General features: G+C 47.1%; 13 protein-coding genes. 7 read left to right on the top strand and 6 right to left on the bottom strand.

The features are described 5' to 3' along the window. Positions 1-48 precede the first annotated feature (48 nt). A complete protein-coding gene (locus LEPBO_RS0129580) occupies positions 49-960 on the top strand; it encodes an IS982 family transposase (protein ID WP_026148520.1) in 912 nt (303 codons plus the stop codon). 44 nt (positions 961-1,004) lie between these two features. Continuing rightward, entirely contained in the window at positions 1,005-1,820 is an 816-nt protein-coding gene (locus tag LEPBO_RS38655; protein ID WP_017291216.1) for an autotransporter outer membrane beta-barrel domain-containing protein, read from the top strand. A gap of 106 nt (positions 1,821-1,926) precedes the next feature. Here the strand turns inward: LEPBO_RS38655 and LEPBO_RS0129570 are convergent, their stop codons facing one another. The 3 genes from LEPBO_RS0129570 to LEPBO_RS42535 form a co-directional block, all read right to left on the bottom strand. Beyond that, the gene (locus LEPBO_RS0129570; RefSeq protein ID WP_017291215.1) at positions 1,927-2,523 is read right to left on the bottom strand and encodes a hypothetical protein; all 597 of its coding nucleotides are present in this window, start codon (positions 2,521-2,523) and stop codon (positions 1,927-1,929) included. A 106-nt stretch (positions 2,524-2,629) separates the two neighbouring features. Continuing rightward, a complete protein-coding gene (locus LEPBO_RS0129565) occupies positions 2,630-3,880 on the bottom strand; it encodes a glutathionylspermidine synthase family protein (protein ID WP_017291214.1) in 1,251 nt (416 codons plus the stop codon). Continuing rightward, positions 3,877-4,161, bottom strand: coding sequence for a hypothetical protein (locus LEPBO_RS42535; RefSeq protein ID WP_144056291.1), 285 nt, complete (start codon positions 4,159-4,161; stop codon positions 3,877-3,879). Before LEPBO_RS42535 ends, LEPBO_RS0129565 begins: the two co-directional genes overlap by 4 nt. 149 nt (positions 4,162-4,310) lie before the next feature. Between LEPBO_RS42535 and LEPBO_RS0129555 the strand changes: the two genes are divergently transcribed. Then, on the top strand, positions 4,311-6,404 hold the full coding sequence (locus LEPBO_RS0129555; RefSeq protein WP_017291212.1) for a S8 family serine peptidase: 2,094 nt from the start codon (positions 4,311-4,313) through the stop codon (positions 6,402-6,404). Positions 6,405-7,014: 610 nt separating this feature from the next. Here the strand turns inward: LEPBO_RS0129555 and LEPBO_RS0129545 are convergent. Beyond that, positions 7,015-7,365: a hypothetical protein gene (locus LEPBO_RS0129545; RefSeq protein WP_017291210.1), complete on the bottom strand. Its 351-nt coding sequence runs from the start codon at positions 7,363-7,365 to the stop codon at positions 7,015-7,017. Beyond that, positions 7,341-7,700 (bottom strand): DUF5674 family protein, encoded by a 360-nt coding sequence (locus tag LEPBO_RS0129540; RefSeq protein WP_017291209.1) that lies wholly within the window; start codon positions 7,698-7,700, stop codon positions 7,341-7,343. The genes LEPBO_RS0129545 and LEPBO_RS0129540 overlap by 25 nt, the downstream gene beginning before the upstream one ends. A 328-nt stretch (positions 7,701-8,028) precedes the next feature. On the opposite strand from LEPBO_RS0129540, the gene secY reads away from it, so the two are divergent. The 4 genes from secY (at position 8,029) to LEPBO_RS0129515 (ending at position 11,637) form a co-directional block, all read left to right on the top strand. Continuing rightward, complete coding sequence (secY, locus tag LEPBO_RS0129535; protein ID WP_017291208.1) at positions 8,029-9,333, top strand: preprotein translocase subunit SecY; 1,305 nt, start codon at positions 8,029-8,031, stop codon at positions 9,331-9,333. Further along, positions 9,333-9,884, top strand: a complete 552-nt coding sequence (locus LEPBO_RS0129530; protein WP_017291207.1) for an adenylate kinase — start codon at positions 9,333-9,335, stop codon at positions 9,882-9,884. Before secY ends, LEPBO_RS0129530 begins: the two co-directional genes overlap by 1 nt. A 142-nt stretch (positions 9,885-10,026) precedes the next feature. Continuing rightward, the gene (locus LEPBO_RS0129520) at positions 10,027-10,458 is read left to right on the top strand and encodes a hypothetical protein (RefSeq protein WP_017291205.1); all 432 of its coding nucleotides are present in this window, start codon (positions 10,027-10,029) and stop codon (positions 10,456-10,458) included. After that, entirely contained in the window at positions 10,459-11,637 is a 1,179-nt protein-coding gene (locus tag LEPBO_RS0129515) for a cation:proton antiporter (RefSeq protein WP_017291204.1), read from the top strand. On the opposite strand, the gene LEPBO_RS0129510 is transcribed toward LEPBO_RS0129515, so the two are convergent. Beyond that, positions 11,634-13,598 carry an FHA domain-containing protein gene (locus LEPBO_RS0129510; RefSeq protein WP_017291203.1) on the bottom strand — a complete coding sequence of 655 codons (1,965 nt, stop codon included), beginning with the start codon at positions 13,596-13,598 and terminating at the stop codon, positions 11,634-11,636. The two genes, LEPBO_RS0129515 and LEPBO_RS0129510, sit on opposite strands and share 4 nt — an antisense overlap. Positions 13,599-13,600: the final 2 nt, after the last annotated feature.

Below are 13,600 nucleotides of genomic sequence, written 5' to 3'. Positions count from 1 at the left end.
CTGAGACTACGTTTGAAAGAGTAATCAAAATCTTTCGAGTCTCAGCTTATGGAACCTATCGTATCGCGCCTCGACCTGACAGCTTTGTTCTGCGACGTAGACGACTTCTGCCAGACCTTTGAATGGGCATGGGCACACCAGCCCCAACTGCCGTCGATGCCTGGAGAGAAACGCAGTCGTTCCCGGTTGCGCTTGAGTGAAGTGATGACCATCGTGATTGCCTTTCATGCTTCTGGTGCAAGGACATTCAAGGATTTCTATACCCTGACCGTTCTACCGCATTGGCGCAAAGCGTTTCCGAATTTGGTGAGCTACACCCGATTTGTGGAACTGATGCCTTGGTGCTTGATGCTGTTGTGTTGCTTCCTGATGACCCGACGCGGCGAGATGACGGGGATTGCCTTTGTCGATTCCACTCCAATTGAGGTGTGCCATCCCGCCCGTGCCCACAGTCACAAGGTGTTCAAACATCAAGTGGGTTGGGGCAAAAGCTCAACGGGCTGGAAGTTCGGCTTCAAGTTGCATCTGATCATCAACGAACACGGAGAACTCCTGGCGTTCAAGCTGACTCCTGCCAATACTGACGACCGTGCTCCTGTGGCTGAAATGACCGAAGGCATCTTCGGCAAGCTGTTTGGAGACCGGGGCTATATCTCACAGAAGTTGTTTGAGGAACTGTACGAGCGCGGCTTGAAACTGATCACCAAACGCAAGCGCAATATGAAACAGAAGCTCGTCACGCTGATGGATAAGATTCTGCTGCGAAAGCGTTCCCTCATTGAGTCAGTGAATGACCAATTGAAGAACATTTGTCAGATTGAGCATTCTCGTCATCGCAGTTATTGGAATTTTCTGGTCAACCTGATGGCCGGGTTGATTGCTTACACCTATCAGCCCAAGTTACCGTCGCTCGATTTGCAACCGAAAGGGTTGCCTGCTTTGCCTCCTGCCATCTTTTAGCGTGTCGAACTCACGTTAACCCAGATCAAAAACTGGGCGTATTCGTGAATGGAGATTTCAATTTTGGGAATTGGGATAGCAACAACGGCATCGTTGGCTACGATTTCGATACCAAGAGCGTCAGCATTGGTGCAGATTATCGTGTGACCGATAACTTAGCTTTAGGCTTAGCACTGAACTATGGACAGAATAATAGTGAACTTAACAATAATCTTGGAGAAGTAGATGTGAGTAGCTTCTCGGTTTCAGCCTATGGCAGCTATAGCCGAGAGAAGTTTTATGCGGATACGTTGATTAATTCCGGATGGAATAAATTTGACATTACACGAAATCTGAACGTGACTGGATTTCGTTCTGCGACTGCGGAGCCAGATGGGAAGCAGTTCTCGGTTCGGTTCAATTCTGGATATAACCTTGGCTCAAATGAACTCTCAGTCGGTCCGATGATTGGAGTGCGATATACCAAAGTGAAGATTGATGGCTACACCGAACGGGATGGCAGCATTTTGAATCTGACTGTGCCTGACCAAGAGGCGGATTCGGTAATTCTAAATATCGGCGCGCAGCTAGCTTATGATTTTCGTTCTCCTTCTGCAACTATTACGCCATTTATTGCAGCGAACTATGAACATGAATTTGCGAATGGTAGCCGCGAGATTGTGACGGAATTAGCGAGTCAGCCGGGGATTCCTAATCGAATTCGTACCGGAGAACCCGATCGAGATTTTGTCAGATTAAGTACTGGCGTGCAGGCGCAGTTTGCCAACAATCTTTCGGTTGGGGTTGGGTATGAGACGGTGTTAGGAAAACAAGATGTGAGTGATCATGCGGTGCAGGCGCAATTGCGATATCAATTTTGATTTCAGGACATTCTTTAGGAAGATCGCGTAGATCAAGATTAAAGCCGTGACGATCGTCGATCATCACGGCTTTATTTAGCTTTGAACAAAATTTGCTCTGCTGATTTTACTGACCCGCACTTTGAGGCGGATCAACAAAGCCGAGTTCTTGCAGTTGTTGATAAGCTTGTTTGCCCAAATCCCGCGTCGGTTGTTGGCTACGGATAATTTGCACTAACAAAGGCACAGCCAATTCAGGCTGATTCATTGCCCGATGCGCTACCGCCAAGCGATAGGTTGCTTGATCTCGTAATTGTGCTGTCTCCAACGCTTTTTTCCGCTGGCTATCTGCGACACGAGTATCAATCCCAGAAAAGCTAGCTGCCAAATCTTGGTGGAAGTTGGACAACTGATTGTAGACTTGGCGAGCTTCTTGCAGCTTTTTCACCGCCAAAGGCATATTCTGCGATCGAATCGCTTGCTCAGCTTCATTCATGAGCTTTTGCCCACCCTGTAAACTCAGAACACCCCCTTCACCCTGGGTCGCGGTCGGGCGCACCACATTTGGATCAGTCAGATCGATGGGACGGGGCTGACCTGCTCCGGGTGCAGGTTTGGGAGTCTGTGCTTGGACAGCAGGAGCCGCAAACATCACACCTGCAAGCATTGAGAGCGAAAGAATGCCAGAGATGGAAAGAGGTTGAATCGTTCTCAGATGAGCCATGAATAATTGCAGAATGTTTTTAATAGGACAACTTGGAACTCTCGGATCTTATCACTGAAGAATCCTTTTTCAAATGAAGTAAAAAAAATCCAAAAGTTCGTCCGATTTAGTTCGCAATTCCGATTGGACACCAATAAGAATAGTCATCGGTTATTTTGCCTTCTGAAACACGAAGTCCGATTCCGGCGGGAACAAAATGATCCGTTCCATCGTTAAATAACCAGGTACTCCATAAGGCGGTCATCTCTTTATTCGCAAGGTCGATCGTCGGAAATTTCAAGAGTTCCTGATAGACATAAAATTGATCGGTGTACCAAGGATCTTGATTGGGGCTTTGGTCACTGATTTCCCCTGCAATTACGGAAAAACATCCTTCTCCTTGTCTGCCAAATACAGGTTTTCCAAAGTAAGTGTCACCCATTTCTTCAGAAGTTTGAACTGTTTTTGGAAACAAATCAAAGACGGTTTCAGCCTGTTCTGGAGAGAAGAAATCTAATCCCAAATCGGTAATTAAAGCGAAAATACTTTTTGGCTGCAATGCAAAAGCAGATGCAAAATTGACGATCACTAGCTTTCTTTTAAGAATCAATTCTTCTAGCGCTGACCACAGTTCTTGACCATTTGGATCGCGATCGAAAATTGCCCATTCGACCGGATACCACATAAATAAAATGTCGATCGCTTCTCCTGATCTCTCGTTAAACAAGTATTGATGATCTTTAATACGAAGTTGTTCAATCTCAAAGACCTGATGCGGTTGATCGACAAATTTGCTTAGCCAGCGCATCGTTCCCATATCTTCGGGATTGTCCAGCGTGGTCATCGCAATGTTACAGCGATCGAGGGATTTCCCTAACCAATTTGCAGCGCGTTTAATCGCTTGATTAATTGAATTTCTGAGAACAGGTTGAATCTGAGTTTCAGCAGGCTTGAATCCAAAATGTTCTGCAACTTTTGTGTTGCCTTCTAAACATTCAAACCAAAAACTCGGGGTTTGGACATTCGCTTCAATGACTTTATAAACTTCTTCTTGTTCGTTCCAGCACCAATCGAGCCGCATACAAAACGGCGGCAATCCATCAAATTTGATCACTCGAACGGTTTCTTCTGGAAATCCATATTCGAGCAAGGTTTCTTCATCAAATCCACGAATTACTGACCAGAGATGACTCAGCACAGTGCCAACTCGTTCTGCTGCATCTTTCATCCGAGAAATTTGTTGTTGTGAAACGGGATGACAGTGATACAGCGCATACGGTTCTAGCGAAACGCCAGCGTTTGGAACGAGGTTGTACCAAGGCATTTGAAGTTGGCGGAAGAGACGATCGCGCTCTGTTCCAGTAAATAAACTACTCATCCTCCAGAACGACCTCCACCGAAGCTGCCAAATCCACTCCGGCCGGAAGCTGGACTAGACACGCGGCTTCCAGACGAGCTACTTCCGCCAGAACGATAGGAGCTACCTGAAGAACTCCCGCCTGAATAACTTCCGCCTGTCGGTGAGCATCCGGGAGGAAGATATCCTTGAGCATTGGGCTGGCAGTTCTGTGTCGAAGAAGATGAACAGGCTGTAAAAAGCGAGAGTATCATGGAGGACACTGCCAAGCTACACAGCACTTGATAGCGATTAGATTTCATAGATTTCCTGTGAACAGGCACATATATATGTCAGATACAAGCTAATCTCAAGATTCCCGAATCGTTGAGGTTAAAAACCGTAAAGCAGTCGCGAAATTCAGTGAGCGACAATTGAAATTGAATCAGTGAAACCGTTGGAGAACAGCGCCATGACGAACGCATCTACCCCTCAAGGAAATGCCAGTATTCCTGATGAGAATCGCGGCAAAATTCTACAACGCGGTGGAGAAGAATTACTGGTTGAAAAATTAGACGATCGCTTTGCAGTGAATGCGACTTCTAAACAGCAGGCTTGGGATCTGGTGAATAAAGTTCCAGTCCAGATCAACCCGGGTGCGGCTCCTCCTCAATTGACAGAATTTATTGTCGATCCGGCACAAAAAGATCAAGTCTTAAATCAAGTTCGCTCTGATGCTCAGGTGAACTATGCGAGTCATGTTTATCAGGTTCAGGGTAGCCCTGGTTCTCAACTTTATGTGACGAATCAAATTACGATTCAATTTGATCCTGCTGTCAAAGCTGAAACGATGAGCGCGATCGCCCAGGAATTTGGTTTAGAACAGGTGAAACAGATTGCAGGAATTCCAAATACTTTCGTGTTTCAACTGACCGCAGATTCAAAAGAGAATCCGCTGAAAATTACAAATCGTCTCATTTCGCGATCGGAGATTCTTACTGCCGAACCTAATATCATTGTTCGCCAGCAAGCGCATTATCGCCCCAAAGATTCGCTGTATTCAAAGCAATGGCATCTGAATCATTCAGGCGGGCAAGATCTGGCAACTGGAGCACATGTATTTGCTGAGCAAGCTTGGGATATTACACGTGGAAGTCGATCGATTGTGGTTGCTGTGATGGATGATGCCATTGATCTGGGTCATCCTGACTTTCAAGGCTTGGGTAAGGTTGTTGCGCCGAGGGACTTTAAGGGCAGAGACTTTAATCCGGCACCAGACGACTTGGGTGAAGATCATGGCACTTCTTGTGCAGGCGTTGCGGTCGCTGAAGAGAATGGATTTGGGACAGTGGGAGCGGCTCCGGGCTGTGCTTTGATGCCGATTCGGACAACGGGATTTTTGGATGATCAAACGATCGAGGATTTATTTGGTTGGGCCGTCGATCGAGGTGCTTCAGTCATTTCTTGCAGTTGGGGACCGAGTGCTGTTTACTATCCGTTATCTTTGCGCCAAAGAGCAGCAATTACTCGTGCTGCGACCGAAGGGCGGGACGGAAAAGGCTGTGTAATTGTCTTCGCCGCCGGAAATGCCAATCGTCCAACCAATGGAACCATTAATGAATCGGGCTGGCGGAACAATGCAATTAGCGGTAGGACGAGTTGGTTAGGTGGTTTTACTGTGCATCCTGACGTGATCGCGGTTTCGGCTTCTACTAGCTTGAATAAGAAAGCAGCCTATAGTAACTGGGGGGCTGAAATTTCAGTGTGTGCGCCGAGTAACAATGCTCCTCCCGGAATGGGACTGCCGGGAATTGGGTATGTGGCAACGCCTCCAGAAGTTCGGACTGCACTGCGCGGTTTGGGGATTGTCACTGCCGATCGACGAGGAAACGAGGGCTATGATACGGGCGATTTTACTTACGGATTTGGTGGAACGTCGAGTGCTTGCCCTTTGGTTGCAGGCGTTGCTGCATTAGTACTGTCTGCAAATCCAGATCTGACGGCTCAAGAAGTGCGTCAAATCTTGCAACAAACCGCCGATAAGATTGTTGATCCAGATCCAGATCCGCAGTTTGGACTGCGCAAAGGAACGTATGAAGCGAGCGGTCGCTGTGATTGGTTTGGCTATGGGAAAGTTAATGCGGCGAAAGCAACTCAAGCCGCGATCGCGAGAAGAGTCTCGTTAACGGTTGCGCGATCGCTGGTGGTTGAGAATAGCAAGATGGTGATGATTCCTGACAATAGCTCGGTTGGAATTGCGAGCGAAATTCAGATCAACGAGTTTGCAACGATCAAAGATATTCAAGTCACCGTCAACATTACACACGATTTCCTGGGTGATATTGAAGTCAGTTTAGTTTCGCCTTCAGGCAGCGAAACGTTACTCCAAGGTCGCACGCTCGGACGGCAGACGGTGCTGAATCGAACTTATTCTCTGCAAACGACACCGCCGTTGAGAAGAATGCTAGGACAGCCAGTACAAGGGCGTTGGCAGTTGCGAGTGGTCGATGCGATCGCAAATGATACCGGGATTATCAATAGCTGGAAATTAGCGATCGGGGTTTGATTTGGCAGTTAAAGAACATACCTAAATATGGAAAGTAAAAGGGTGAAGAACATATCTTCACCCTTCAGCTAATTTGGCAAAAATCGGAGTGAATGGCGGCTATAGGAAACCCTTCCCAAGTTTTGCCGCAGCTCTGATTGGTGTTGTTATAGCTCTTGATGGCGGAAATATAATCTCGGCGACTAGACAGGCAGGAGGAGCAGCTTTAGTAAAAACTCTCGCCCCTTTGACAACACCTTTGACAACACGTTTTGGTTTGAAGCCCATGACTTTCTTTTCTCCTAATTAAGAGCGGTTAACATTCTTGAAAGTAACTGTTGATAGTTATGCAACTTTGAAAGGCAAGGAATTGCAGTCATTCTCAACATCAGAAATGCAGGGGCTTTGTAAGTTGTTCTAAGTATAACGTGTAAAAAAACACTCAGCATTAGAGAAAGCCGATCCATCTGAGTGCAGTAATTTCGTCTGAATTTGCAACACTTCAGACGATGCAAAAGAGCCTTGTATCTGAGTGTTTTGCATGAAGAATTAGTGCTGTTTGTAGCCTAGTTGCAGCAATCTCATAGTGTGTTTTGTAGGGCAAAAAACTAAACCATTATTGAGGTCTACCCTAATGCGCTACGCAAATCTGGAGTCGATCGCTCCACTGCTGCGCCAATCTTCCTAGAGAAGCACGATCGCTTTCCCAAATCTTGTCCCAATCTAATTTCCACTCGCTTAACTGACGTTGAAGATCAACGAGTTCAGTTGCAATCTGAAAATCAGTTTCTAAATCGATCGTGGGTACTGTCCATTCAATTAAATACTGGCTCTCTCGCACCAAATGCCGTGCGACCTGTCCATCCTCGCCACTATTTGCCAGGGTTTGAATTCTGGTCAAATTCAGCGTGATACTTTCCAACTGAGCCGCACGATTTGTTTGCAGGTAACGTTGCTTTAAAGCATCCCAGTTGATTCCCATTGCACACCACCCAATAATCGATAAACAATTTCATCAATCTGCGATCGAATGTTCGGATCTTCTACTTGCATCGAACGATTATTTGCACTCGCTCGGATATTGATAATCGACTCATACCCAATGGTCTGGCTAAATGGATACCAATCCGCTCCCCAAAGGTCGGATTGTCGGCTTCCATCTCTCAGTAAAACTCTCTCGCAATCTGCATGAAGTTCTCCGCCTCCTGCCAGTATTCCTTGCTCTACATCCACTGCCAACTTAACATAGATACCCAGTTCTTCTAGCATTGCAGTCATTTGCTCAGAAGTTGCACGAGTCCGAATAATCTCAATCATATCGATTTAATACTATTTTTTTACTCTAATAGAAAATAGGTTCGCTCGAAATTATTTTGCGATCGCAAATGATACCGGGATAATTAATAGCTGGAAATTCGCGATCGGGGTTTAGCGGTTGCCAGATTCGGTGATGCGTCGAATTGAAATTCTCGCTTAGCTGGATGGATTCATCGTCAACCTTCACGCTTGAACCGCTAAAATATAGGATGTTCGTCGTTTTGGCGGCTCAACTTGGGCTAAAAAAGCGCATAAAACTAACTTTATTCAACTTGGATTTGGGGGCAGAGTCCGCAAATCCAAATTGCTGTCACGAGGAATTCCTTATATGGTCGAGAGTCGAGATAGAACGCCCACCGCCCAGGAAACCTTTGCTCAAATGGCACAGGCGGCTGGATTGCGGGGACGAATACTGGTAACGATCGGGCTTTTGGTGTTCGTTCGACTGGGAATTTTTATCCCGCTTCCCGGTATCGATCGAGCCGCCTTTTCACAAGCGATTCAAAGCAATAGTGCGCTGAGTTTTGTAGACTTATTCGCCGGGGGCGGTTTGAGAACCTTGGGTCTATTTGCCCTAGGGATTCTTCCCTTCATTAACGCCTCGATTATTATTCAACTGCTCACGGCTGCGATTCCTTCTCTAGAAGACTTGCAGAAGAATGAAGGCGAGGCAGGTCGGCGGAAGATTTCCCAGATTACCCGCTATGTGTCCGCCGGGTGGGCTGTGGTGCAAAGTACGCTTTTAACGATCGGGTTATTACGACCGTTCGCTGAAAGCTGGAGTCCCATGTTCGTTGTAGAAACCGTGTTGGCGTTGACGGCTGGCTCTATGTTTGTCATGTGGGCAGGCGAACTGATCACCGAACGCGGTATTGGTAACGGTGCTTCCCTGTTGATTTTCTTGAACATTGTTGCCACTTTGCCGAATACATTAGGTCAGGCATTCGACTTAGCGCAAACGGGCGATCGCGCAGTCGTCAGTAGTGTCGTAATTCTCCTGCTGGTCTTCCTGGCAATGGTGGTTGGGATTGTCTTCGTTCAGGAAGGGACAAGACGGATTCCGATCATTTCAGCGCGTCGGCAAGTTGGACGACGCGTCATGATGGAAAGAAGCAGTTATCTGCCCTTACGCCTCAACCAAGGCGGTGTAATGCCGATCATTTTTGCCTCGACCGTGTTGACGATTCCGGTGATTATTGCCCAATCGTTTAATAATGCAGATCTGGCAAACTTCATTGGCAAATATTTAGGTCCGGCTTCGATTTGGCATAACTTGCTGTACTTTGTGCTGATTCTGTTCTTTAGCTTTTTCTATGCGTCGCTGATTATGCAGCCGGATGATATGGCGAAGAACTTGAAAAAAATGGGATCGAGTATTCCGGGGATTCGTCCGGGGAATGCAACCACGGAGTACATTGAGGGCGTACTGAATCGTTTGACCTTCTTAGGTGCTATCTTCTTAGGAATCGTGGCGATCGTGCCTTCGATTATCGAAAATGCTACGCCTGTTAAGGTTTTCCAAGGCTTTGGGGCGACTTCATTGTTGATTTTGGTCGGGGTCGCGATCGACACTGCTAAACAGATCCAGACATATGTGATCTCTCAACGTTATGAAGGAATGGTGAAACAATAGTGGCGCGACTGATTTTTGTAGGACCTCCTGGAGCCGGAAAAGGGACTCAATCCAAGTTTTTGGCGGATGCTCATCAGATTCCGCATATCTCGACTGGAGATATTCTCCGGGAGTCCGTGGCTGCGAAAACGTCGCTCGGTGTGCAGGCTCAAGGCTATATGGATCGCGGGGAATTAGTTCCGGATCAGTTAGTGATTGATTTGATTCGGGAACGTCTGAGCAAGCCGGATGCACAATCGGGCTGGATTTTAGATGGATTTCCTCGCAATGTGGCACAGGCTGAGTTCTTAGATGCCTTGCTGAGTGAGTTACATCAAGGCTGCGATCGAGTGGTGAATTTTGATGTTCCAGATCCGGTACTGCTGGTTCGGCTTTTGAGCCGGGGTCGGAAGGATGATAACGAAGAAACAATTCGTCGTCGTCTAGAAGTCTATCGAGAGCAGACTGCACCCTTGATTAGCTACTATGAGTCTCAGCAGAAGTTGGTCACAGTCAATGGTGATCAATCGATGGATGAAGTCGCTGCAGCATTAAATCAGGTTGTCGCTTAGCTTTGTTTGATGAAATGAACCTGGCTCGATTTGTTCGATCGAGCCAGGTTTTTGTTTGTAAATCAATCTATCAATTTAGGCAGAAAGCACTGGGTGTAGCGGATATGATGCTCTTATTCATCCTGGAAACGAAAGCCTACCTATGACCCCAACGCTCTTTGGTCGATGGCAAACTCGCATTCTGCTGTTATTTACGATCGGGGTGTTCGTCACTCTTCCCTTCTCCCTAGGCATACTAGTCGAGCCATCGGGTAATTACCTTGGGATTCTGATGTGGATCGCAATTCTGGGATTAGGCTGGGATGTTCTGTACGACAGAATTCAAAAATTTCGCTGGGATCGGGATTGGCCCGCGAGTTTTCAGTTGCTTGCAGGAATCTGGGAAGGACTCTTTCTGCTCTTTGTGTTGAATGGACTGGACATCGCTTTGCCTGGAGTTGAGAGCATCCCGATCGAGGTGGGTATCTTCATTTTCCATTACAGTCTTGTTTGGCTCACAGTGTTTATTGCCTCTCAGAGCCTGATGCGAATTTTCTTTCCACGCTGGCGATTCCGTGGAGGTAAATGGCTCTAAATGTATGGAATTTTAAGCGTTGCAGGATTACCTTTAGCTGATCCAGTCTATCTTTTTAGCCTGATTCTTGGATTGATCTTTGTGGCAATGAAGCTTGCAACTTGGTTGCGGTTGCCGATGATCGTTCTCTTGATTGTATTCGGTGCGATCGTAGGAATGAATGGCTTGGGCTTGATCGCGCGGGATGCTCAACTGATTTTGCTAGAGCGAATTGGATTGCTCTACATTATGCTTTTAGCAGGACTAGGATTGCAGCTCGATTTCCTCCATCATGCAGGTAAGAAAGTCCTCACCTTTGGGCTGCTAACGTTTGGTGTGCCTTTTGCGATCGGCTTTGTGACTGGACAGGTTCTAACTCAGAATTTACTCGTTGCAGTACTGCTGGGGATTCTTTACTCGCCGCATACTTTAATGGCATATCCCATTGTTGTTGCATTTGGGATTGGGCAGCAAGAAGCAGTTTCTGTTGCAGTGGGCGGATCAATCATCACAACGGTTCTGACCCTGATGGCATATGCGATCGTGAAAGCAATTCAAGCCGGGGGAGTTGGGATCGACCTGTGGATCAAACTGCTTGTTCTGCTGCCGATCGTGATCGTTAGCTGCTTGAAAGGATTACAGTATCTAGCACAGCGGGTGATCAAAGATGAAACCCATCCTCAGCACGCATTCGTATTTGTGCTTGCGGCAATGTTTTTAACCGCAAGCCTGACTCATGCCATTGGCGTCGATGCCATTGTGGGTGCATTTATTGCAGGGTTAGCTTTAAGCCGCTCAGTGCCCAGTCAGTTCATGCAGCAACTTGAATTCGTGGGGAATAGCTTATTTATTCCGATTTTTGCTTTGTCGGTTGGCGTGTTATCTGATCCAAATGTCCTGATTCAGCATCCAGAAAACTTAGGTATTGCAGCTTTCGTGATTCTGGGTGCAGTTGGGGCAAAATTTTTAGCAGCTTGGCTGACTGGATATTGTTTCAAATATGATTGGGCAGCCATTTTTACGATGTTTGGCTTAACAATGTCGCGCTCGGCGTTAGTCCTCGTCATTGCTTTATTTGGTCGCAATGCTGGTTTACTTAGCTCCGGAGTGTTTAATGCGATCGTGGCTTACATTGCAGTCACTTGCTTAATCGGGCCTGTCATTACAACTGTTGCAGGCAAAGCGATCGCCGCACGTTAGGGGGCTTGATTTTGAACCCAGCGTAACCATTGAGTAAACGATCTCAAACCATTCAAAGGCTTGATGCCCGGAACCTGCGCCGTGCTCAGATCATCGACGGCAACCAATGCTGCATACTGAAGTCCTAAGAAGCTATCGACGGCTGCATAGGGACCTCCCAAGGTCATTGCCCCTGCTGCATACATCCGTCCTGCACCATTTCTCATGCCATGCATTTCAAACTGATTTGAGACTGAGAGCCGTTTCGTGGGATTGAGATCGAGCTTATACCGCAGCACCAAATCTTTGAGCAAGGGGCTAAACTGAACCTCATTGGTGAGTCCTGTGGCATCAATCAAAAAATCGACTTTGATCATCTGCTCATTGTTCTGAGCTTCGGCTTTGTCTAATACATCAATGCGTAAGCGATCGTGCTCTCGCTGCAAATCCTTGATCTCGCCAAACAGAATCCGATACCAACCGGAACGAATCCCTTGATCAATCATGTCCTGCCAGTCGTGACGGTCTGCCGTAGTTGTCCCGCCCCAATCACTAAGTAACCGTTTCCGTTCTTCAGGGGGTGCTTTTTCTAAAGCTTCTCTAAGTTCACCGCCCCAACATGCTTTAGGCCAATTAAACGGCTGAAGCTCTTGGTGATTTTTCACAAGACGAGTTGAGCTTTGATAGCGATGTCCTTGAGAGACGGGCGATCGCATCATGTGAATCAACAGAATTTTCGTGTCTTCGTATTTTCGCATCTCATCAATGCGTTGAATGATCCGAGAGGCAACAATGCCCCGACCTTGCAACACAACAGTTCCGCCGCCTCGCTGTTTGAGTTGCTGATAGACATGTTGATGGTCTTCATAGGCATTGACAACTAAACGATCGTCAAATGCTTCTTGAGTCTTTTCACGATAGGTAGTTACAAGCGGCAGATAGCGCAGTGCAGGATATCCGATCGCGATCTGGACATAGCGCGCGACCAAATAATGGTAGCTCCGTCCACTCGCACTACTGCGTGAATAAGCAATCACATAGCGATCGTCCGTGGTTTTGCGAATGGCTCGTACATCACCATAGCGAAACATCTGCTGCCATCCCATTCGACGGGTTTCACGATCGATCGACGCAAAGACATTGCCCGACTTGGGTGTATAGGTTTCGATGCCTGTCGGCTCTGAAAAAACTTGGTATAGCAGCTTCAACGCATGACCAAGCTGACCTTTTCCCAAATCTGACCAAGCTTCTCGCAGTGCATAGCTAGGAAATCCCCAGATATTATCTGGGCAAGAATCCGAGTTCGATCGTAATCGTTCATGCGGTGGAATTTGAGAAAATTCGCACAGTTGTTGATAGTTCCAATAGGGCTTTTGTTCTGAGTCGAGACGAAGCTTGCCCTGTTGATCGAATTGCACCTTACCTAAGACACGAATCTGATCGGCTCGAATTCCAGATAGCCTGAGCAAATTTGCCCAAATATAGCTCCCCAATCCACCGCCAACCGCTGCAAAATCAATTTGCTCAACCTCAATCCGATCTCGGTCTAAATCCGAGAGGGAAATGTGTTCAGCTTGAATGAACCAAGGAGGCGGAAAGCTAGATTGTGTGCGAGCAGGTGCAGGAGGTGCAGCGATAGAGATACGCGACGGAAACTGGGTGCGAAGAATGGAAACCTGAAACGGACCCACTTGTAGCACATCGCCATCGACTAAAGCTGCCTGCGTCTGAGCGCGACCATTCACAAAGAGCCCATTACTACTGTGTTGATCGCTGACTATCAAGTTCCCGTCTTTCCACTCGATCAGGGCATGAAACCGTGAAACTTGTAGACTATTGAGAATCACATGCTGGCGATCAGGAATGCCCTGTTGGCGCATCGTTTCTGCACTTCGCCCAATGGCGATCGGAGTGACCGCAACGATTTCTTGCTCAGCTTCAGTAACAGGATCATTCCAAAAGAGAGTAACGGTAACTGGCATAC

The organism is Leptolyngbya boryana PCC 6306 (assembly GCF_000353285.1).
GTDB classification, from domain to species: domain Bacteria; phylum Cyanobacteriota; class Cyanobacteriia; order Leptolyngbyales; family Leptolyngbyaceae; genus Leptolyngbya; species Leptolyngbya boryana.
The sequence above is the reverse complement of the archived record's forward strand: the minus strand, read 5'-3'. Positions and strand labels throughout refer to the sequence as shown.